At 57.3% G+C, this 21,094-nt stretch carries 18 protein-coding genes; 15 read left to right on the top strand and 3 right to left on the bottom strand.

What is annotated here, in order from left to right; translation table 11 throughout:
* Positions 1–50: 50 nt before the first annotated feature.
* A complete protein-coding gene (locus tag AB1772_04695; GenBank protein MEW5795640.1) occupies positions 51–1,853 on the bottom strand; it encodes a S41 family peptidase in 1,803 nt (600 codons plus the stop codon).
* A 344-nt stretch (positions 1,854–2,197) separates the two neighbouring features.
* Between AB1772_04695 and AB1772_04700 the strand changes: the two genes are divergently transcribed.
* Genes AB1772_04700 through AB1772_04715 form a run of 4 tightly spaced genes read left to right on the top strand, consistent with a single transcriptional unit; the run spans position 2,198 to position 5,291 of the window.
* Positions 2,198–2,977, top strand: a complete 780-nt coding sequence (locus tag AB1772_04700) for a S26 family signal peptidase (GenBank protein ID MEW5795641.1) — start codon at positions 2,198–2,200, stop codon at positions 2,975–2,977.
* Positions 2,974–3,633, top strand: a complete 660-nt coding sequence (locus AB1772_04705; protein ID MEW5795642.1) for an HAD-IA family hydrolase — start codon at positions 2,974–2,976, stop codon at positions 3,631–3,633. Before AB1772_04700 ends, AB1772_04705 begins: the two co-directional genes overlap by 4 nt.
* Positions 3,634–3,636: 3 nt before the next feature.
* Positions 3,637–4,137, top strand: a complete 501-nt coding sequence (locus AB1772_04710; GenBank protein MEW5795643.1) for a methylated-DNA--[protein]-cysteine S-methyltransferase — start codon at positions 3,637–3,639, stop codon at positions 4,135–4,137.
* 53 nt (positions 4,138–4,190) lie between these two features.
* Positions 4,191–5,291: an aminopeptidase gene (locus AB1772_04715; GenBank protein MEW5795644.1), complete on the top strand. Its 1,101-nt coding sequence runs from the start codon at positions 4,191–4,193 to the stop codon at positions 5,289–5,291.
* Positions 5,292–5,368: 77 nt separating this feature from the next.
* Here the strand turns inward: AB1772_04715 and AB1772_04720 are convergent, their stop codons facing one another.
* Positions 5,369–7,144, bottom strand: a complete 1,776-nt coding sequence (locus tag AB1772_04720) for a S8 family serine peptidase (protein ID MEW5795645.1) — start codon at positions 7,142–7,144, stop codon at positions 5,369–5,371.
* A gap of 359 nt (positions 7,145–7,503) precedes the next feature.
* Between AB1772_04720 and AB1772_04725 the strand changes: the two genes are divergently transcribed.
* The 11 genes from AB1772_04725 to AB1772_04775 all read left to right on the top strand — a co-directional run bounded on the left by AB1772_04725 (position 7,504) and on the right by AB1772_04775 (position 19,645).
* Positions 7,504–8,031 carry a prepilin-type N-terminal cleavage/methylation domain-containing protein gene (locus tag AB1772_04725; protein ID MEW5795646.1) on the top strand — a complete coding sequence of 176 codons (528 nt, stop codon included), beginning with the start codon at positions 7,504–7,506 and terminating at the stop codon, positions 8,029–8,031.
* A 306-nt stretch (positions 8,032–8,337) separates the two neighbouring features.
* Positions 8,338–9,390: a type IV pilus assembly protein PilM gene (pilM, locus tag AB1772_04730; GenBank protein ID MEW5795647.1), complete on the top strand. Its 1,053-nt coding sequence runs from the start codon at positions 8,338–8,340 to the stop codon at positions 9,388–9,390.
* Between the two features lie 11 nt (positions 9,391–9,401).
* Positions 9,402–10,136 (top strand): PilN domain-containing protein, encoded by a 735-nt coding sequence (locus tag AB1772_04735; protein MEW5795648.1) that lies wholly within the window; start codon positions 9,402–9,404, stop codon positions 10,134–10,136.
* Positions 10,137–10,149: 13 nt separating this feature from the next.
* Complete coding sequence (gene pilO, locus AB1772_04740) at positions 10,150–10,776, top strand: type 4a pilus biogenesis protein PilO (GenBank protein MEW5795649.1); 627 nt, start codon at positions 10,150–10,152, stop codon at positions 10,774–10,776.
* 15 nt (positions 10,777–10,791) lie between these two features.
* The gene (locus AB1772_04745) at positions 10,792–12,339 is read left to right on the top strand and encodes a hypothetical protein (protein ID MEW5795650.1); all 1,548 of its coding nucleotides are present in this window, start codon (positions 10,792–10,794) and stop codon (positions 12,337–12,339) included.
* 18 nt (positions 12,340–12,357) lie between these two features.
* Positions 12,358–13,653 carry a secretin N-terminal domain-containing protein gene (locus AB1772_04750; GenBank protein ID MEW5795651.1) on the top strand — a complete coding sequence of 432 codons (1,296 nt, stop codon included), beginning with the start codon at positions 12,358–12,360 and terminating at the stop codon, positions 13,651–13,653.
* 162 nt (positions 13,654–13,815) lie between these two features.
* Positions 13,816–15,918 carry a hypothetical protein gene (locus AB1772_04755; GenBank protein MEW5795652.1) on the top strand — a complete coding sequence of 701 codons (2,103 nt, stop codon included), beginning with the start codon at positions 13,816–13,818 and terminating at the stop codon, positions 15,916–15,918.
* A gap of 109 nt (positions 15,919–16,027) precedes the next feature.
* Positions 16,028–17,698 carry an AMP-binding protein gene (locus AB1772_04760; protein ID MEW5795653.1) on the top strand — a complete coding sequence of 557 codons (1,671 nt, stop codon included), beginning with the start codon at positions 16,028–16,030 and terminating at the stop codon, positions 17,696–17,698.
* A gap of 23 nt (positions 17,699–17,721) precedes the next feature.
* The gene (locus AB1772_04765; GenBank protein ID MEW5795654.1) at positions 17,722–18,144 is read left to right on the top strand and encodes a secondary thiamine-phosphate synthase enzyme YjbQ; all 423 of its coding nucleotides are present in this window, start codon (positions 17,722–17,724) and stop codon (positions 18,142–18,144) included.
* The gene (gene mtnA / locus AB1772_04770) at positions 18,141–19,145 is read left to right on the top strand and encodes an S-methyl-5-thioribose-1-phosphate isomerase (protein ID MEW5795655.1); all 1,005 of its coding nucleotides are present in this window, start codon (positions 18,141–18,143) and stop codon (positions 19,143–19,145) included. Before AB1772_04765 ends, mtnA begins: the two co-directional genes overlap by 4 nt.
* Before the next feature lie 155 nt (positions 19,146–19,300).
* Positions 19,301–19,645 carry a hypothetical protein gene (locus tag AB1772_04775; protein MEW5795656.1) on the top strand — a complete coding sequence of 115 codons (345 nt, stop codon included), beginning with the start codon at positions 19,301–19,303 and terminating at the stop codon, positions 19,643–19,645.
* A 145-nt stretch (positions 19,646–19,790) separates the two neighbouring features.
* Here AB1772_04775 and AB1772_04780 read toward each other — a convergent pair whose 3' ends face one another.
* A complete protein-coding gene (locus tag AB1772_04780) occupies positions 19,791–20,912 on the bottom strand; it encodes a S8 family serine peptidase (GenBank protein MEW5795657.1) in 1,122 nt (373 codons plus the stop codon).
* Positions 20,913–21,094: the final 182 nt, after the last annotated feature.

The raw sequence follows: 21,094 nt of genomic DNA on the forward strand, positions 1-21,094 counted from the left end.
CCGCGAAATTTGCGGGCGCTTGCATCCACAAAGAGAGTCACATGCGTGATTTATAGTTCGGCCTTCTTCTTCCCCTCTGAGATCAGCTTCGAGTACTCTCCCGGCTGCGTCAAAATCTCGCGGGCTTTCAAAAGCGCCTTGTCCGACTTGAATAGGATGTTTTCGTAAACTCCGCGCTCGCCGAACACCGACGAAACAATTTCTCGCTTGATCGCCCGGCGGATATACTCCTCGGAGCGGTCGAAATCGACTTCCTTCTCCGACGCCACCACGGCGTCCATCTCTTTGAGCGTGGTCTCGAATTCCGGCTCTTTGTTCTCTTCCGTAATCGTCGTTTTCAAATCTTCGACGGCAATCTGGAGCGCAGACTTATAGGTGAATTCCTTGTCTTTGATATACTGACGGAATTCCCGGAGGACTCCGTCGGAGACCTCGAAGTCAGGCTTGATGTCGGGATGTGCGGCGACGTACTCGATCGCGAAGTTGAAGAACATCGAGCGCCGTTCGAGGTTTATCTCAATCGGTTTCCAAAGCTCACGATCGACGCTCACGTCGGGAGAGATCCCACCACCGCCGTACACCACCCGTCCTCCGTTGGTGTAGTAAACCCCTTTGTCGGCAACGACCAGCGAGTCGCCTGCTTCTTCATCGTCCGCCTTGTCATCGGCAGGATGTTTGGCCTGGCGATCAGGTTTCTGGATGCACCTTCCCGACGGCACATAGTACTTAGCGGTGGTGAGCTTGAGGGACTCACTGCCGTCGGAAGAGATCGGAAAGATCTGCTGTACCAGTCCCTTGCCGTATGTGGTGCTGCCCACTACCAGGCCGCGGTCCCAGTCCTGGATTGCGCCGGCCACAATTTCCGAGGCCGATGCGGTGCCTTCGTCGACAAGGACGATAAGGGGTTTGTCCTCGGGGAACAGCGGCGGACGTTCGGCTCGGTAATGGCGCTCGCCCATTCCGTCGCGGCCCTTGGTGTATACGATCTCGCGTCCTTCGTTCAGGAACAACTCGGCCACTTCCTTGGCCTGGTCGAGCAGGCCGCCGCCGTTGGAGCGCAGATCAAATACAACCGATTCCACGTTTTGTTCGTTGAGCGACGTCACCGCCTCGCGAAGCTCACGGCTGGTTTCTTCGGCAAAACGGGAGAGCCTGATATATCCCACCTTCGTGCCCGGCAGGACCCCGAAGTAGTTGACCGACCTGAGCTCGATTACGGCGCGCTCAACTTCGAATTCAAGGGTCTCGTTGATACCGGTTCTCTTGATTTTCAGCACGACTGATGTGCCCGCCGTGCCGCGCATCAGGCCGACCGCCTCGGTACTCTTCATGCCCTGGGTGTCGTGGCCGTCAATTTCCACAATGACGTCGCCTGCGCGAAGCCCTTTGCGGTAGGCCGGAGTGCCCTCGATCGGGGAGATGATCATGATGCGGCCATCGCGCTCGTCGATCTGCATCCCCAGCCCCTCATACTTGCCGTGCGTGCTCTCCATGAGCGCGTCGTACGCTTCAGCCTCCATCAGCACGGAATATCGGTCCAGGTCCGCCAGCATCCCTTCCACACCCGCCTTGATGATCTTATCCATGTCCACGTCTTCCATGTAGTGGTTGCGGATACTGAAGGCGGTCTGGGTCAGTTTCTTGACGCTGCGGAGGAAAGAATCGCGATCCTGCGACGGCGCGACCTCCACCACCGGGTGTTCCTTGTCGAGCTGAATCTGGACAGTGTCCGCCCAGAGAACCGGCTCGAGGCGACTCGGCGAAGCCTGGCTGGCGTCGCCGGGATCGGCAAACCATATCAGCGCCAATGCGAAAACCGTTATTCCGAATAACTGAACCGTGAAGCGGTACATGTTGAACCTCTAAGTTAGCCTGTCAATGGTCAATCTATCATCATTCGTTGTTTTGTCAAGCGGAGACGGTCTGAAGCTTCTGCGTATCTCATTGATATTATATACACTTAGCAAGGCGGTTGAGTTCCTCTGCTGTAACTCCGACTGTCAGCTCCGAGTATTTTGCTGTCCGGTATGCGCTTAGCTCAAGCAATAGCATCTGTGCGGCAACTTTACTTCGGCGCGAGTCGTCCAATAGTTTGGGTTCGTGCAGCGAACCTGCTCATTAGTATCGGCTTACCGGGCCACCGTGGGCACGGACGACCAGCAATCTGTGCTGTTTTCGAACAACTGTCACTCAACCAATGAAACGATTTACCAATAGTCTCAGTTTCGCCTTCCTGCTCAATCTCATTCTCCCTGGAGCGGGGCACCTGTATTGGCGTGACTATCTGTTTGGTCTGTTCATCTTCCTGGTGATGCTCATCGCCTCAGTGTTGTTCCTCTTCAATTTCCTTTTTGATTTGCCGCCTCTCGCGAAAGGCGTGCTCTTCGGCGTGCCGATAGTCTTCTACCTGTTCTCATTTGTTGACCTCGCGCGTACCGTTCGCCGCAAACAAAACCCCCCGCCGCGTTCCGAGGTCACCGCACGGGTCTTTGTGGTCGGATCGTTACTCATTGCCTTGTTGCTGCCGCTGTCGCCCGCGAATTTCGCGATACGCAATCGCCCTACCGTTCTGAAAGTCAACGATGAATCCCTCGCGCCGGCGGTGAGATCCGGCGGCGTCTTTGTTGTCAATCGAGCGGCCTATTCGGTTCGTCTTTTCTTTCTGGAAAAAACGCATCAATACAGGAGTCCCGGCAGGCTGGATCTCGTATTGTTCGCGGACTCCTCGACGTCAGCCAGGCTGGGGTGGGTGCTTGCCTTGGAAGGCGAGGAAATCGAGGTAGCGGGGGGATCGCTATATGTTGACGGTTTGCCGGTACCGGGCAATATCTTGGTTCTGAATCAACTCGGGCGCCTTCCGTTGACGAGGGTCAGGCTGGGAACTATCTTGGTCGGCGCCCCGAACGGGGGTGCGAGTCTCGAAATAGTACAGATTTCGGACCGTGACATTGTTGGGAAAGCGTACCGGTTGTTTTGAGAGCGATTGATTGTCTCATCTTTGACCTTGACGGCACTCTGATTGACTCCTCGGTGGGGGTAATCGATGCGGTCAACTATTCGCTGCGGATGATGAATCTGCCCCAGCAGGCCCCGGAGAAGATTGTCAGGTACATCGGGTTCCCTGTCGAAAAGATGTACGCGGATTTTGGTGCCAAACCGGTGGAAGAACTCCACCATCACTTCCAGTCCCGCGCTGCTCAAAGCATGGTGGCGTCGACCGTGCCGCTGGACGGTGTCGATCGAACGCTAATGCGCCTTCAGGCCGACGGCTACCGCATGGCCATAGCGACAACCAAGATCCGGCCGCACCTTGACGGCGTGATCGCTAAATTCGGCTGGGGTCGTTTGTTCGAGACGTCGGTCGCTGCCGATGAGGTGGCTGCGGTCAAACCGGCCCCGGACGCTTTCCGGCTCGCGCTGCGTCGCCTCGGCGCCTCCGCGGGGCGCGCCCTCGTGGTCGGCGATACCATAAATGATGTTTACGCTGCGCATCGTGTTCCTGTGCGAGTGGTTGCGGTCGAATCCCCGTACGGCGGATTGGACGAGTTGCAAGCGTCCCGGCCCGATTACTTCGTTAGGACACTGGCGGATCTTCCCGGACTCCTAACCCAAATCAACAACCACACCGGATAAGTCATGTCGACAGTGTCCGCACATGCTTTCGAAACCAGTCTGGGAGTAATCCGGGTTGCGTCTACCAAGACTGGCCTCGCCCTGATCTCCCTGCCGGGCGAGTCGGACAGGTCGTTCGATAACCGAGTGAGGCGACTGGCCAAGGGGACGGAAGTCGTGAACGACGGAACTCCGTTTCGCGAGGTGAATCGTCAGATTGCAGAATACCTGGACGGACAACGTAAAGAGTTCACCGTGCCGCTCGATGTCCGAGGCACGGCATTTCAACTTTCGGTGCTTAGCCGGGTAAGCGCTATCCCGTACGGCAGGACACGCACGTACGGAGAAATCGCCAATGAAATCGGCCGGCCGGGGGCGTCCCGGGCGGTGGGAATGGCAAACGCGAAAAACTGCCTGCCGCTGATAATACCCTGTCATCGTGTGGTCGCCGCCGATGGCCTCGGCGGATATGGGGGTGGAATCGAATTGAAGAGAAAACTGCTTGAATTGGAAGGAGCACTTTGAGCGCCGGGAATGTTTTGACCGGAAGCTCAGAGGCCGTCTACAGGAGAAGTAACATGGATCCACGCGTTCGTAAGTTAGCCGATGTTCTTATCAACTATTCGCTCAAGCTCAAGAAGGGACAACTGCTTAAGATTCAGGGTGAGGCGGTCGCCATGCCGCTGCTTCAGGCCTGTTTTGAAGAGGCGGTGCGGGTGGGAGGCAACCCGTATATCGAGGTCATTTGTCCCGACGCCAACGAGGCGCTGCTCAAGAGCGGCTCGAAAGAACAGATAACGTATCTGGCTCCGTGGAAGATGCTCGAGGTACGGAAGATCGATGCCGCGCTTTCGGTTTGGGGCAGCCAGAACACGAATTATCTCAGTGGGGTCGATCCGAAGCACCAGGCGCTGCAGCGAAAAGCCCGAGGAAAGATACTCAAGACTCTCTTCAAACGGATCGCCGACGGGACCATGCACTGGGTAGGGACGCAATATCCTACACAGGCCGACGCTCAAAAAGCGGAAATGTCCTTGCGTGACTATGAGGACTTCGTCTACCGCGCCGGGAACCTGCATCTGGCCGATCCGGTCAAGCACTGGCAAAAAGTGGCCAGAGAGCAGGGACGTCTGGTGAAGATACTGAATCGCGCAGATCGTCTGCACATACGTGGCTCCGAAGTCGATTTGAAGTTGAGAGTCAAGGGACGCAAGTGGATCAGTTGCCACGGTACCGAGAACCTCCCTGACGGTGAAATCTTCACCAGCCCGATTGAAAACTCAGTAGACGGCTTCATCAAATTTACCTATCCGGCTGAATATGACGGCCGATACGCCGAGAACGTCTGTCTCGAATTGAAAGCCGGGCGAGTGGTGGCGGAGAGTGCCTCGCGCAATCTCGACTTCGTGCGCGCCATGCTTAATACCGACAAAGGTGCGCGCCGCGTGGGCGAGATCGCGATCGGCACTAACTACCAGATCAAACGGGCGACAGGCAACACGCTCTTTGACGAGAAGATCGGCGGCACCTGTCACATGGCGGTGGGAGCGTCGATCCTCGAATCCGGCGGCAAAAACCACAGCGCCATCCACTGGGACATGGTCTGCGACCTCAAGAAAGACGGCGAAATCATTGCTGACGGCAAGGTAATTTACCGCCAGGGCCGTTTTGTAATCTGAGCGCTGATGCTCGTGTAAACAAATGCCGGCATGAGTGTGAATCATGCCGGCGTTGTTGTTCTTGCGCGGTGGGCGCCTTATATGCAGAAGGGCAATGGTAACTGGGCGATGAACAGGTGATCGATCAGTTGGGTGACATCGCCGATGCTGATATCGCCCTCCTGAGGATTCGCACCCCCGGATTGGTTTATATCGGCCTCGGCCAGACACGCTGGCGGGATAAGCGATATGAACAGGAAGTCGATGAGCATGGTCACGTCACCAATGGTCGGCACGTCACCCCCAAGGCCGTTGACATCGCCAACCCTCCCCGAGCAACAGCCGAAGTCCACCCGAATGGCGGAATCGACCTTGATGATGCCCCAGCCGTACGTGTTGTCCGGTGCTCCGGCCATCGTTCCGGACATCTTCAGCGCCTCGCGTACACGCCTCGGCGACCAGTCGGGGTGGGCCTCGATAACAAGACAGGCGGCGCCGCCCACCAGCGGTGCGGCAAAGGATGTGCCACTCCCGGCGGCGTAGGTATTCAGGCTTGTCGGGTGAGCGGTAATGGTCGAGACACCCCGGGCACAAACCTCGGGTTTGATGCGGTTATCCGACGTGGGCCCGCGACTGGAGAATCCGGCGATCAGCCCGTTGCTATCGACCGCGCCGACTGCCAGAATGTCGAAGGCATCCGCCGGAGCGGTGATGGTCCCCGCGCCGGGGCCTTCATTTCCGGCTGACTTGGTGACTACGATACCGAGACTATCGGCCATGCTCGCTGCGACTGACGAAATCGCAGTCAAACCATTCATGTCCGCGTAGGTGTAATTGCACCCGCAGGAATCGTCGAAATCAAGATAGCCCAGCGATGAGGTCAGTACGTCCGCGCCGATCGAATCGGAAAATTCCATTGCTGCCACCCAGTTGTCCTCCTCGACCGGCATTTCCGACCTGATGTCTTCAGTCTTACAGATTATGAAATTCGCGCCGTAGGCCGGGCCATAGAGGAAACCATCGGCAATCCCGCCCGCCACTCCCCACACCTGCGTGCCGTGATTGGGCTGGCTGGAAAAGTCTCCGTTGGCAGCCTCATAATCAACATTGGTATCGTCGTTGATGAAATCATACTCGGCCAGGACTCGCCCCTCGGCGTAAGCCGCTGCAAAATACTGATGAGCTCGCCGGGCGCCGGTATCGAGAATAGCCAGAGTCACACCCTGTCCTGAGTATCCCAGGTCGTGCACCGCCGGGACGCCGATCTGATTGAGCTGATTGAAGGAAACGCCATAGTTGAGGGCGTGAACGGACTCGCCTCCTTCCTGCGGAACGGGACGGGTTTCGTCGATCGGCTCCGGCGCCCGCCGGTATCGCGAAACGGGCCGGACCTCCGACACATACGGCAGCCGCGATATGTTTTCAACTACGTCTGGTCTCGCTATAAACGTGGCTGCATTCAGCCAGCGTGAGGATCTCCGATGCCGCGCGCCGAGGGCTTCTATCTCGCTGATATACGAGGTAGAGACGGGCAAATCCGCGAACACCACCCGATTCAGGCCGACTTTCGCCCGGCGGTTGGTTGCCCGTTCGGTTAACCTGATCGAGGTCGCCGCTCGTTGAAAATCGGCCTTGTTTCTCACCTCTTTGTCCGTGAAAAACACCCAGAACTTGACCGAGTCGTCCGGTCGTTGGGCCAGGCAGTCGCGGAAAGACGGAACCAGAGGATCGGTGAGGCGTTCGCGAACGGCGGCGTCAGGGTCAAGAAAGCCGGGTCGACCGGCAGAATCGGCCGTCTTTGCAGATGGGGCTGCCAGCGAACTGACAAGCACAAGCGCGACTGGGATGAGCTGTCGGAGCGGGTGGAAGATCATGCTTACCTCTTAATCAAGTCCTTTCAGTTTGGTCAGCCAAGTCGATTATCCATCTTACAATCTAAGCCGTCGTCGGCTCAGGTCAACGCGAATCTGCTGACTGCCGATACCTGTGGGGCCTCGCCCATAGTTTTGAAACGACGTCGGGGAACCAATCGCTCAAAAGCACGGGAGTCGACGACAGCTCATTCTGTAACATGTTATCGGGCAACGGAACCGGAAGTTCACTGGCTGTCGGGGTGTTCGTTCTCAGACGGCATCCCGTATGCTGACATAGGCTGACGGGCCGACGGCTGAAGGAGCCGCAAAGGCGGGTCGGGCCCGAAAAGTAAGTTCACCCATGACAAAGGGATAGACTTATGAAATGGCGAAAGATCACGAGACCGGGATGCAAAGGTTTCACGCTCGTTGAAATGATGGTGACCGGTGTCATCGTCGGTGTTCTGGCGGCCCTATCCGTGCCTGGCCTGCAGCGAGCGTATGACAAATCGGAACTTCGCTCCGGCGAACGGTTGGTCTCATCGGCTCTAAAGAAGGCCCGCGGGTATGCCATAAGTCAGAAAGACGGCTTTGGTGTGCATATTGACGGCCAAAGCAGGGCGGTGACTGTCTTTGAGAACAGTTCCAACCCCGGGACCCCAAGTCTTGACCATGGTGACTCAGTCTACTCGGTTGATACTCTGCCGCACCAGTTCCGGTACGTCTTCATGGTGTCGGAAAACAACTGTATCGTGTTCCGACCCAACGGCTCGGCGCAAGTTGACACGTACGGATATGGAAGCATTTACCTGATTGGCGAATCCGACAACATGATGGGATACTTCGCCGTAAACGTGCTGGCCTCGACCGGCCGAGTCACCACCTACTCCCACTTCTACAACTGGTAAGCGCCGCAACACCGGTACTAGCGCCCAGATTTAGCCGGCCGGCCTGAAGTTTCGGGACCTCGCGAGACAGGCCGGCCGGCTTTTTTTTGCTCCGGAATTACTGCTCAAGGTACTGGCCGGGCGGACCGATATCAAAACTATCGGCCCTCCGGCTAGTGGTTGTCTAATCAAGACCAAGCCGGGAACTTGCCGTCATTTGGGCCAACGGGGCGGACCTGCCGGGCAGGGCCGCCGATGATTCAGGCGACGATGACAAGAGACGTCGGAAAAGCGAAGAAACAGGTACCTTCAAATTAAGAGATGCCCATGTTGTTCTCAGGCAGACGAAAAAGCACAATTGGATTGGATGTAGGCTCCAATTCCATCAAACTGGTCAAGCTCGATCATGGCAAGGACGGCTATACGGTCTCGGCAATCGGCATACGCGAACTGCCGCCGGAGGCAATAGTCGGCGACGAGATCCGAGACCGCGAGGCGGTCATCTACAATATCCAGTCGCTGATCGACCAGACCGACCCTCGGATCAAAGAAGTGGTAGTTTCGGTATCCGGCCATAGTGTTATCACCGACCGCTTCACTATCGACAAGAAGACCGGCCCGGAAGCGGAACAGGCGATTCTATTCGAGACCGAGCAACGCGCCCCGTTCGACGTGGACGACGTGAGCCTGGATTACCACGTCATCAAGACCGACGACGATATCAACAAGATGGACGTGCTGCTAGTGGCAGCCCGCAAGGAGTACCTGCGCACCTACCTCGATCTTATTGAAGACGCCGGCCTTCAGCCGTGCGTGGTTGACGACGACTCTTTTGCCATTCTCAACTCCTACGAGGCCAATTACGATATCGATCCGACCCGCGTTACCGCCCTGGTCAACATCGGGTACGATGTTACAAACATCACGTACATGTCTGAGGGGTTGTTCGCCGCCACGCGCGACGTCTCCGCCGGTACCCGCGAGATTTTCGAGGCGGTCAAGAAGGAGTTCCGCCTTAATCCGGAGCTGACAGCCAAGGCGCTCAAAGGCGAGATGAGCGACTCGATTGATCAGGATATGTTCAAGGCGACTGTTATGTCGGCGGCGGACGAGCTGATATCGGGGATTGAGCTCGCGTTCTCGTACTTCCGTTCCCAGACCAAAATTGAGAATATCGACTGGATAGTTCTGTCGGGCGGCGGGGCGTTAATCCCGTACCTGCCGGAATTCCTGCAGTCCAAGATTAATATCCCGCTGGAGTTGGCCAACCCGCTTCGCAACCTCGATTACGATCCCGAGCTGTTCCAGTTCGTGCAGCCGGAGAAGATCGCCCCGTTGCTTGCGGTTTCGGTCGGTCTGGCCATGCGCAAAGCTAAGTGAGGCACGGCACCATGATAGAGATAAATCTACTGCCTAAGGACCATCGGAAGGGCACCGGAGCCTTCCAGTTCGGCAAGACCGGCATTTACATCGCCTCCGCTGCAATCGGGGTCGTGGCGATGCTGGTGGCGATCACCTTCTATCAGATGAGCCAGCTTAGCAGCCTCAAGTCTGATATCGAGCGCGCCAACCAGCGGGCGGCCATGCTGCGCGAGGATATCCGGATCGTTGATGCCCTGACCGACGTCAAGGACAAGATACACCGTCGCATAAGCGCGGTCGAAAGACTGGACCGCCACCGCTCCGCCTGGGTGAGGATTCTCGAAGAGGTTTCCCGCAATATGCCGGAGTTTGTCTGGCTGGACGAGTTTAAGGAGAAGCCACTGGATGTTCCCAAGGCCGGCAAGAGAGACGTCGAAAAACCCAACGAAAAAGTCACCGAAAAAACTGAAGTAGCTACGACCGCGCCGGCGGCGGAGTTGCCCTCGCAGCGGGTGGTGGAAATCAAGGGGTACGCTTTCACTCTGAACGCCCTGGCCGCTACCATGATCAAGATGATGCGGTCGGACTTCTTCGATAAGGTGGAGTTGGTAGACTCCAAGGATACCACCTACGCCGATGAAAAAGCGTACCTATTCCAATTGGCCGCCAACGTGCACTACCTCTCGGATGATGAGCTGCGCGCCAGGGTGGCTCAATCCCAGGGTGAAGCCGATTCGACGACGAGTCACACGACTCTGAACTAAGGAAGGACGTCGTATGGACCTCAAAGATTCGAAAACTCAGAAAATCATAATCGGCGCCCTGGCCTTTTTCATCGTAGTCTATTTCTGGTACAGCCGGCTGTATTCGAGTTACAACAACCAAATCAGCGGGCAGCGCCAGGAATTCGAGACTATCACGACCAACCTGCGCAACGTCGAGATGAAAGCCAAATCGCTCGATGCGCTGAAGCTGGAGTACGCCGAACTAATCGACCGTTATCACGAAATCGAGGCGCTATTGCCGGAAGTGAAGCAGGTGCCGTCGATCCTCGTCCAGTTGCATACGGCGTCGTCGATCACCGGCACGCGCATCACCAAGGTGCACCCGCTGCCGGTCGAGGCGCAGGAGTTTTACGAGATCGCGGCCTTTGACGTGGAAATCACCGGCACGTACCACGACTTCGGGAAGTTCGTCAGCTACGTCGCCAACTTCCCGTTCATAGCCAATGTCTCGGACGTACAGATAGCGGCCACCAATAAGCCCAAGGCCAAGTCGAGAAACACTACCGAGGAAGAGGACGTGATCGAGGTGGGTCGGAAGAAAGCCACCATGACCGCCAAGTTCCGTTTGTCGACCTACTACGTGAAAGAGAATGAGCGGCTCGCAGAGCTGACGATGTAAAGGAAGTGAGATGCCATGAAGAAGTTCGCTGTCATAGCTTTTGTCGGATCGCTCCTGGTCGTTGGCTCGGTCTGGGCGTCCCAGGTTACCAATGTCGAGATCAGCTATCAGGCGGGCAGTACCGTCGCTCGCATTGATATCCAGGGACCTGTACGCTTCACCCACCAGACTGAGGTGCCCAAAGACGGCCGCCCGGACAGGGTGATCGTTGATGTGCTTTCGGCCACGCACGAGCTGGGTGCCAAAGAGTTTTCGAATCTGCCGCCCTGTATCATCAAAGGCGTGCGCAGCAGCCAGTATGCTGTCAACCCGGAGAGAATAGTTCGCATTGTGTTCGATCTGAAAACGACCCCGGTGTACAGCGTCACTTCCGACGACAAGTCGATTGTCGTGACGTTCAGTAGTAAGGAAGAAAAGCCGTTCCCGACCTGGTCGTCGCTGGATGCGCTGCCGAAGCCTGAGCCGGCCAGGCCGGTAACACTTGCTACTGTACCGATCACACCGCCCCCGGCAAGTAAGCCTCCTGTTACGACAACGGAACGCAACCAGAATATCGAAAAGGACCGGCTCGCCAGTTTGACTCCGAAGAGCGAAGCGCCGAAAGTCGGTGCAGCAGACACAAAGAAGTCTGCGACTCAGCCGTTCGTGCCGGCTCCATCGGAGAGAGAAGTCGATGATAAACCGACTTCTCCGGGTGCTCCTGTAGTCAAAGATGCCGCGAAGGCGTCTCCTGAGCCAACCGCTACCGAAGTTCAGGCTACCGGGGAACAGAAACCTGCCGACAAACCGGCCGAAAAACCGGCACCTGCGTCAGTGCAACCGGCTCAGAAGCCGAACCCCGAGCCGCCATTCGTGCAGCCGCCGTTCCTGCCGCTACAGGCCGATCCCAAAGATGTAGCCGTGCAGCCGGCCCTACCGGAAGCGGCCAAGCCGACAGTACCGGCTACGACAACAGGAACGGAGAACAAACCAGTACCGGCAGTCAAAACCCCAAAGCCGCTGGATAACCCCGACGAAGAAAGTACGGATAAGGCGGACCAGAGCCAGCCGTCGCCGCCCGACGCGTCTGATTTTGCGCCTGCGGTCGAACTTCCCGCGTCGGTCAAGCCCGAGGACCTGACCAAGGTCAAAGTTGTCGAAGCCGACTCCAAGGCATCTGACACAACCAAGCAGCGCGCCACGGCGAGATTCCGACGCGAGGCCCAATCCGATAAGATTCGCGGCACCATGGTTGCGGAATTCCCGCAGCGGCTTGTGATCAAGTACCAGACCGACCGCGAACGCGACCCATTCACGCCGCTGGTCGATAAGAACCAGACGTTTAACGATCCAGTCGAAAACCGCATTCCCAATGTCGAGGGCCTCAAGCTCGTCGGCGTGCTGGAATCGGACGGCGGCACCAACCGCGCTTTGTTCGAGGACAAGAGCGGCTTCAGCTATATCCTGCAGACCGGCGACAAGGTGCGCAACGGATACGTGCTGCGCGTCGAAGAAGACCAGGTTTACTTCCAGATATTCGAGTACGGTTGGTCACGAACCGTCGCTCTCACGATGGAATACTAATGAAAGGCTGGTAGAGATATGTGGTGGAGAGACCAAATCATTTCGTGGAAACTGGCCGGCGCCGTTTTGACGGTTGCTCTGATGCTGACGCCGACGATGGCGCAGGATCAGCCGACAGATGCCACGGCGCCGATCAAGAACGTCGAGTTCCAGGGCAGCGACATTCGCGCCGCCTTGACCTTCCTTGCCGACTACGGCAATGTCAATGTGGTTATCGCGCCTGACGTGGTCGGTAAAGTGACCATTCGTCTTCGCGAAGTCCACTGGCGCGACGCCATGGATATTATCGGGCGCACCTACGATCTGGCGATCGTGGATGATCAGGCCGGATACATCCGGGTGCTGAAATCCGAGACGTACCGCGAGGAGCTGACCAAGAAAGCCGAGCACGACGCCAACCAGATGAAACTGGTGCCACTCGAGACCAAGATCGTGAAGATCGCCAACTCAGTGGCTGAAGATATGGTCGGAACGGTCAGAAACCTCCTGACCGACCGCGGTAAGGTGGTGGCCGACACCCGCTCCAACTCACTGGTGCTGCAGGAAGTTCCGGAAAACCTGCCGGTGGTAATGGACTACATCGCCAAGCTCGATTCCCCGGCCAAGCAGATAAAGATATCTGCACAGCTACTCGAAATCTCGTCGGAAGGCCTGCAGGAACTGGGTGTCAACTGGATGCTCAACGGCAGCTACGTTTCCGACGGCGGTTCGCAGGTTAACCAGACCGGCGAGGTAATGGCTGATATCGGCTCCGATCCGATCGGGCGCTACTCCGTACAGGTTCTGAGCCACGATTGGAATCTCGATGCCTTTGTCGAGGCGCTGGTCAAGAGCGGCAAGGGCAAGATCATCGCCCATCCGGAAATAACGACTGTCGAGAACAAGCAAGCCCGCATTCAGATGGGCCAGAAGGTGCCGGTGAAGCAGTTCGACGAATCCGGTAATGTCGTAATCAAGTTCGAGGAGATCGGCACCATCCTGACGGTCACGCCGCATATCACGGCGGAAAACCAGGTGCTGATGCACCTTCGTCCGGAGCGCTCGACTTTCGAGTTCGATGCCGCGGGCGTCATCATCAACACTAATAATGCCGAGACGAACGTGATCGTCTCCAACGGCCAGACCGCGGTCATCGGCGGACTGACCACGCAGGATGAGGTAGAGACGGAATACGGCGTGCCGATTCTGAAGGACGTCCCACTGGTTGGCAACCTCTTCAAGTTCTCCACCAAGTCGTCGGAAAGCCGCGACCTGGTGATATTCGTTACGCCCACGATTGCGGAGGGTGATTTGGCGATGAACCCGGCCCCTTAATCGGCCGGACCAGAGGGGAAAAGAAGGCCTCCACCTGAATAAGGTGGAGGCTTTTTGTCTCTAAATCGGGAGTCAATTTTGCCGATTAATACAGGGTACGGGAGCAAGAAACATTCAACGGTCAAATAATCAGATTTCCTAATAGCAGGAGTTGTCAAAACCATGAGTAACAAATTCCGGATTGCCAGGCTGATGGTGACGCTGGGTGCTGCGGTCCTTTTTGTATTCGGATGCAGTTCCAAGAACACCGTCGATACCGATCCCACGCCAACCGGCGCGGAGATCGAAGTCGCCGCAATGCCGTCGGCGGTCGAGACCAACGAGACTTCGGTGGTCGAGGCGACGGTCACGGTTAGCGGCACGGCCGTGCCTAACCAGGAAGTTCACTTCAGCGTTACCCCCAGCACTGCCGGGACCGTCACGCCCCAATTCGACACTACCGGAGCCGATGGGGTCGCAGCGACCGTGTTCACAGCTAGTCAGGCGGGGGCGGTGATAGTTCAAGCCCAAATTGTGGGCACTACTATTTCATCGTCAGTAGGGCTTTCCGTGTCCCAGGGCTCGACCGGCAGCGGCAATGTGAATATCAACGCCTCGCGGAGCCTGCTTCTGGCCAATGGCCATGACACGTCCGTGGTGACGATTGTCGTTCGCGATGAACTGGGCCAGCCCGCGCCCGACGGCACGCTCATCAAGCTCGTGGCGGGAGAGAAGTTTATCGACCGCGACGGCAACGGCTACTGGTCTCAGAATATCGATTCGCTGGTATTTGACGCCAACGGCAACGGGCAGTGGGATTCTTACGGACTGATCCCATCGACTATCGCCGTTTCAGGCGGCGCCGGCCAGGCGACCGTCGATTACGTTTCGGGCGATGAAGCTTACACAATATACGTAAAAGCGACTGTCGACGAAGGCGGTATCAGGGGCTTCGCCGAGCTTTCGCTCCAGATATCACCCAACACGATTCTGTACTCGATCTATCTGGCTTCCGATACGGTTACGCTCTCGGTTAAGTCCACCGGCGGAATCGAAACCGCCTGGTTGCGGGCGACCGGATACGATACTCACGGTAACCCGGTTCCCGAGGGCATGCCGATCGTGTTTGCCATTCTTGACGGCCCCGGCGGCGGCGAGCAGCTTGATACGCTCGCGTACGGCCCCGATACGGCCTACACCAACGGCCAGGGCACGGCGAGCACGACTATTTCGTCCGGCACTATCTCGGGTACAGTCAGAATCCGCGCCTACCAGGGAACGGTGCTTTCCAATGCCGCCCAAGTCATGATCGCTTCGGGACCGCCGGAGCATATTGTCGTAGGGACTTCGGTCTGCAACACTAAGAGCTGGGATCGGGTAGGTGACACGGTGGGTGTAATCGCCATAGTCTCCGACATCTACAACAACCCCGTGAATGATTCCACGGTGGTGTACTTCACCTGCGACGAAGGAACCATAAAGGCGACTGTGGCTCGTACCAAGAACAACAACGGCCATGCCGCCACAGTCTGGTACTCGGGCTACAAACCGGTTGGGGCCAACGGACGGACCTGGGTCTACGCGGAGACGTCGGGTGGTACGGTTCGCGATTCATCACTGTTCTTCAACACGTACCTGGCTGACCAGATTTTCGTCTCTGGTTGGCAATCGTCATTGTTAGCTAACGGTGAAGCGAATTTCTCAGTGTGGGTGGAAGCCGTCGATCTGAACGGCAACTTCGTTATTGGCGGCACGCCGTTCTTCGCCGAGGCCAACTACCTGACAGTCAACGGTGGAGTATTTGAGAATGGCTGCTACTCGGCCACTGATCGTGTCAAGGTGACCTCGACAACCTTGGATTACGACGACGTTCTGACGGGCGCCAACGATAACGGCGTGGGAGCTATCGATTTCGTTACCTACTGGGCGGCAGGCGGGGCGTCAGTGACTCTGCCCTGCACGCTGCTGACCGGATTCGCGTACAGCGGCAATTCCAGGATCAACGGCGCAACCAGTTGTCAGCCGGGCGAGCAGGTCAGGCTGTCGGTGAACATCGCCGATCGCTGGGGCAACCCGCTTGGCGACCATACGCTCAATATGACGGCCCCAGGGGGTGGTGTGGTAACCGGTGGCACGCAAGAGACTGACGGTTACGGTGAAGCGTTCGGCTTCATCTGGACCGCGCCGGCACTCGACGGAGACTATAACATCGAGGTTACTGATACCGATCCGCGTGGCGGCGGTATGGTGCTCACGCTGAAGATCACCGTCAAAACAGCTGCTTGATCGTCTCCTGAAGAGACGCATTCATAAGGATCGCCGGAGGGCTGCCAGACCCCTCCGGCGTTCTCTTTTTGTGCTTTGCAAACGCAGACCGCGGGACTAAATTGAGCGAATGGCCGCGACAGATTCACAGTCCAGCGGCAGGCCGGTCTCCCTCTACGCCGCTTTTGAGGCGGTCGCCACGAAATACGCCGACAAAACCGCGCTTATCGGCTCCGGCGGCAAGGGCCTGGCACTGACCTACCGTGAAGCCCTCACGCGAATTCAGCAACTCGCAGCCGGCCTCCAGACACCCGAGTTCTCCGGGCTGTCCGAGATCGGCCTGATCAGCGAGAATCGCCCCGAGTGGCCTATAGCGTACCTCGCCATCGTCGCCGCCGGGAAGACCGTGGTGCCGCTCGACGCCAACCTGCATCCGGGCGAAATCGAGGCGATCATCCGTCACGCCGGACTCTCGGTGTTATTCGTGTCCGGGCGTTTCGAGCCCGTGGTCGCCAGTTTCGGGCCGGATCTGCGGCTATTCTCATTCGAATCGGAGTCGCCCAACAACTGGTCGAAACTTGTGTCAAGCCCGGTTGATTTTACTCCTCTGGGAAGCAGGGAAACGGTGGCGTCGTTGATTTATACGTCTGGCACCACCGGCGCGCCTAAGGCCGTGATACTCACGCACGGCAATCTGCTGGCCAATCTCGAAGCGATTGACAAGGCGATACACTTCGACGAACGCGATGTGCAGCTATCTCTCCTGCCGCTGCACCACACTTTTGAGACGACCTGCGGCTTTCTGACTCCACTTATTCATGGCGCGACGATCGTTTACGCGCGCGGGTTGAAATCCAAGGAAGTGCTGGAAGACATATCCGCAAACCGGGTGACCTTGATGTGCGGTGTGCCGCTCCTCTATGAGAAAATGTATCACTCGATACATCGCAAGGTGGAAACCGCTCCCCTCATACGTCGACTCATGTTCCGGCTGTTGCTCTGGATCTCCGCGCTCGGTTGGCAACTGGGGCGACGCTGGGGGAGAGGGCTCTTTGCGGGCGTACGCCGACGGGCCGGGCTGGCCGACATACGGATGTTCGTCTCCGGCGCTGCCGCTCTGCCGCCAAACATCCAAAGGTTTTTCGTACTGATTGGATTTGACTTCCTGCAAGGGTACGGTATGACCGAAGCCTCGCCGGTCATATCCGTCAATCGGGCCGATTCAATTGTTTTCGGTTCGGTTGGCCCGCCGCTGGACGGAGTGGAGGTCAGGATCGACAGGCCGGATGAAAACGGAATTGGCGAGATCATCGTACGTGGCGAGAATTGTACGTCGGGCTACAAGAACAACCCGGAACAGACCGCCGAATTGTGGCGCAATGGCTGGCTCCACACGGGGGATCTGGGCACTTTTCGCGATGGCCAGTTATGGATCACCGGGCGGGCGAAGAATCTGATCGTATCGGCGGCCGGCAAAAACATCTACCCGGAAGAGCTCGAAGAGAAGCTGTCGGAGTCGGATTACATTCTCGAAGTCATCGTGTTCGGCCGGGCGAAGCACGGGCGGCATGGGGAAGAAGTGCGGGCGCTGATCGTGCCGGATATCGAGCAGTTCCAGCTCGAGTTCGGTCTCGATCCGGCGCAGCCTAACGCCGACCTCGTGCGCGAAATCCTAAGCCGGGAAGTTGCCATGGTGAATGCCGAGATCGCCGACTACAAACGCATTACCGGTTTTGAAGTGCACTTTCAGGAGCTGGAGAAGACCTCGACCAAGAAAGTGAAGCGCTTTGTTTACCGATAGTCCGTTCGGCCGGAGGTGCCGCCATGGTTGAAACTCATACGGTCAAGTTCAAGACCAGGGGATCGGGCGCGATTGTCGATCTCACCCTCGAAATGAAGGAAGCGGTGGCCAATTCAGGGATCGATTCCGGCACGATTACCGCCTTTGTACCCGGCGCCACTGGCGGCATCACTACTCTCGAGTACGAGCCGGGGCTGATTCAGGACTTGCCCGAACTGATGGAACGCCTGGTGCCGTCGGATCGAGGCTACGCGCACGACAAGACCTGGCAGGACGGCAACGGCTTTTCTCATCTCCGGGCCGCTCTGATCGGTCCCAGCGTGACCGTGCCGTTCACGCGCAAGCACCTGCTGCTCGGCCACTGGCAGCAGGTAGTGTTCCTCGAATTCGACAATCGCCCTCACGACCGCGAAATCATCCTGCAGATCCTTGGTGACGGCGCATGATAGTCAAGGCGCTGGAGCGAGCGGGCAACAAGCTTAAGCTGATAGATCAGACACGCTTACCGGTCGAACTTGTCTATCGTGAACTGGACGATTACCGGGCGATCATAGAGGCGATTCAGCGACTCGAAGTTCGCGGCGCACCGGCTATTGGCATAGCGGCGGCCTACGCGCTGCCGATAGGGGTGATCCAGACCGGCCGTTACGATTATGACAGTATCGCCAGGATCGGCGCGGAGATCAAGGCTGCCCGCCCGACTGCGGTCAATCTCGCGTGGGCCGTTGACAGAGTGTTGAAGCGGTTGAAGGTCGAGGCTCCGCCAGTACCTGAACAGGTCCTCGATCTTTTGTGGGCCGAAGCCGAGGCTATCCACGAGGAAGACCGCCGGATGTGTGCTCGTATCGGTGAACACGGCTCGCGTCTCATCAGCGATGGCGATACCGTGCTGACCCATTGCAACGCCGGTGCGCTGGCGACCGGCGGAATCGGTACCGCGCTGGGGGTGATTTATACCTGTCGCGATCAGGGCAAGCGCTTAACCGTATTCGCCGACGAGACCCGCCCACTTCTGCAAGGCGCCCGCTTGACGGCCTGGGAGCTTATGCAGGAGGGAATTGATGTAACCCTGATATGTGATTCGATGGCGCCTGTGCTTATGGCCCAGGGGAAAATCGGGCATGTTATTGTCGGGGCGGACAGGATCGCCCGCAACGGCGACACCGCCAACAAGATCGGCACCTACGGGCTGGCAGTCCAGGCGAAGGCTCACGGCGTGCCGCTCTATGTCGCCGCGCCCTCGTCGACCTTTGATAATGATATCGCGACCGGAAGCGATATCCCGGTGGAGGAACGGAGCGGCTTTGAAATCACTAACGGCTACGGCGGCCAGACCGCTCCGGATGGGATCAAGACGTATTCTCCGGCGTTTGATGTCACGCCGAACGAGCTGATAACGTCATTTGTCACGGATACCGGCGTCCGCCCCGGCGGGCGGCGGGTTTAGGCCGAGCGCGTAACGCCACGCCTGTCGTCTGGTGCTGTCGGGCGACCCTGCCCGACAGCTGGTTTTCTACATATTTACCAGGATCGGTCGTTCCAGTTGCCCTAGTCATTGAATTCAAAGCACGGCAGCGGAAGCGGGTTTAGAGACACGAATAAATGATCAACAAGTTGCCGGATATCTCCAATCGAAAGCTGACCGTCGCAGGTAACGTCACCCAGGAGGCTGTCGGGGAATATCGGTACCCCGCTGCCAAAAACGTGGTCGATGAGCAAGGTGATATCACCGACGCTCACATCGGCGTCATTGTTCACATCGCCTCGGGCGATAGAGAGTATGGCCCGATAGGCGTCAACGCGGCCATAGCCGGTTTCGGGTACTGGTACCGACCCGGAATCGTGAACGGCAGAACCTGTCAGTACGCCGTATACCGAGTAAGCGGAGGTGTCGCATATTGCTGGCATCCCGGGATCTCTGGCCAGCACGAGGGAAGCCACACCTGAGACGGTCGCTGCTGCGGCTGAGGTACCGCCGGATTTGCAGTCGAAGTCGGGGTCCCATCCATTTGGCGGAGGGCAGTCCCAAGTTATGGGCGGACATCCGGGCCAGTATGTTAAATGCGGGTTCCATCCCAAATTGCCTTCCTGGTCAAGAGACCAAATGGTTCCCTGCCGGCACAATTCGCTGCTGGGGGCCACAAGGTCCCAAGTTAATTCCGTACATGGAGTAATTCAGGCGGTCGTTGAACTGGTCGCATGCGCCTACACCAATGACAGGCGCGAGAATCGCCAACCACGACATTCTCTCCGGATACGCTATCGCGTCATTACCGGAAGCAAACACGATTGTACATCCCTTTCCGTCGCGGCCTCGGATTGCGGCACTGTCAATTGCCATCCATACGATATCGGAGAATTCGCAGATCCAGCTGTTGGAAAGGACGTCCGCCCCGTGTTGCCATGCGTAGTGAATTGCCTCAGCCGTCGAATACAACGACACCCCTTGACCGGAACACCGGTAGTCGCGAAATATCTTCACGGGCAAGATGCTCACATGCGGGTTGAGTGACATTACACCGCTGTAGTCAGGAGCGCTCATTATCTGACTGGCAATTGTGTGATTAGCGGCAATAAGACCTGTGCACCCCATACCGTGCCCGCAACTGTCGCCAGGGGAAGGGTCGTCATCATCATCCGCGAAGTCGTATCCCGGTAAGATACGTGCCTGATCAAGATCATAGTGGCCTGTAACCCCGTCGTCGACTACAGCCACGACTAAACTGTCCGTAAGGCCCGCGAAGTCCCACACGGAAGCCGTGCCAAGGTTGCCAATAACTTGCATGACATTCCACTGATAGGTATGGTATTTATCGTCAAGGGTATAAGCCGTTTGGCGAAGGCTGCCGGCGGTGTTCGGGTGCGAGAAGTAGGTCTCGTCGATACCGTAGTACAGATTTGCCATTTCAAGCAGCCCAAATTCGCTCGACTGAGAGATACTCAGCACGTAAACGCTTGGTGTGTGCCTGCTTATCTTCTCGACTATAACGTGATGTTGCTCGTTCAGAGCGTCGACACGCTCTTGCGTTACGTCGTGGCGAAAACCAACCACAAAGGTAGGGCCGCTGTTGAAGGCTTGCCCATTGATCGTAAGGTAATATGGGTCTATCATGGCAACCCCCTCGACGTTTCTGAGAGCGGCTCTGACCTGTTCTAAATCATAGCCCGAAGCAAGTGAATAGGCATAGAAGCCGTCGGTTGGGTAGTCATCCACAAGCCACTATCCAGCGATGGAGACTGTTTTGTCAATGCCCCTCGCACGGAATCAGTGACATATGGCTCGAACTTGATCTTTACCTTTGATTGGTCGATCTTCAGGGGAGTTTCCATTCCCCCGCTGAAGTAATGTTGCGCTTGAGTGATTGCTGGTGTGAAAAGTACTACGATGACTAAGAT

The organism is Candidatus Zixiibacteriota bacterium (genome assembly GCA_040752815.1).
Taxonomy (GTDB): domain Bacteria; phylum Zixibacteria; class MSB-5A5; order GN15; family FEB-12; genus JAGGTI01.

Excerpts from the sequence above, each read along its gene's own strand:
- AB1772_04775 (MEW5795656.1), top strand. The coding sequence starts at position 19,301 with ATGATCAACAAGTTGCCGGATATCTCCAATCGAAAGCTGACCGTCGCA.
- AB1772_04700 (MEW5795641.1), top strand. The coding sequence starts at position 2,198 with ATGAAACGATTTACCAATAGTCTCAGTTTCGCCTTCCTGCTCAATCTC.
- AB1772_04760 (MEW5795653.1), top strand. The coding sequence starts at position 16,028 with ATGGCCGCGACAGATTCACAGTCCAGCGGCAGGCCGGTCTCCCTCTAC.
- mtnA (MEW5795655.1), top strand. The coding sequence starts at position 18,141 with ATGATAGTCAAGGCGCTGGAGCGAGCGGGCAACAAGCTTAAGCTGATA.
- pilO (MEW5795649.1), top strand. The coding sequence starts at position 10,150 with ATGGACCTCAAAGATTCGAAAACTCAGAAAATCATAATCGGCGCCCTG.
- AB1772_04735 (MEW5795648.1), top strand. The coding sequence starts at position 9,402 with ATGATAGAGATAAATCTACTGCCTAAGGACCATCGGAAGGGCACCGGA.
- AB1772_04695 (MEW5795640.1), bottom strand. The coding sequence starts at position 1,853 with ATGTACCGCTTCACGGTTCAGTTATTCGGAATAACGGTTTTCGCATTG.
- AB1772_04755 (MEW5795652.1), top strand. The coding sequence starts at position 13,816 with ATGAGTAACAAATTCCGGATTGCCAGGCTGATGGTGACGCTGGGTGCT.
- AB1772_04715 (MEW5795644.1), top strand. The coding sequence starts at position 4,191 with ATGGATCCACGCGTTCGTAAGTTAGCCGATGTTCTTATCAACTATTCG.
- pilM (MEW5795647.1), top strand. The coding sequence starts at position 8,338 with ATGTTGTTCTCAGGCAGACGAAAAAGCACAATTGGATTGGATGTAGGC.
- AB1772_04745 (MEW5795650.1), top strand. The coding sequence starts at position 10,792 with ATGAAGAAGTTCGCTGTCATAGCTTTTGTCGGATCGCTCCTGGTCGTT.
- AB1772_04750 (MEW5795651.1), top strand. The coding sequence starts at position 12,358 with ATGTGGTGGAGAGACCAAATCATTTCGTGGAAACTGGCCGGCGCCGTT.
- AB1772_04720 (MEW5795645.1), bottom strand. The coding sequence starts at position 7,144 with ATGATCTTCCACCCGCTCCGACAGCTCATCCCAGTCGCGCTTGTGCTT.
- AB1772_04725 (MEW5795646.1), top strand. The coding sequence starts at position 7,504 with ATGAAATGGCGAAAGATCACGAGACCGGGATGCAAAGGTTTCACGCTC.
- AB1772_04710 (MEW5795643.1), top strand. The coding sequence starts at position 3,637 with ATGTCGACAGTGTCCGCACATGCTTTCGAAACCAGTCTGGGAGTAATC.
- AB1772_04765 (MEW5795654.1), top strand. The coding sequence starts at position 17,722 with ATGGTTGAAACTCATACGGTCAAGTTCAAGACCAGGGGATCGGGCGCG.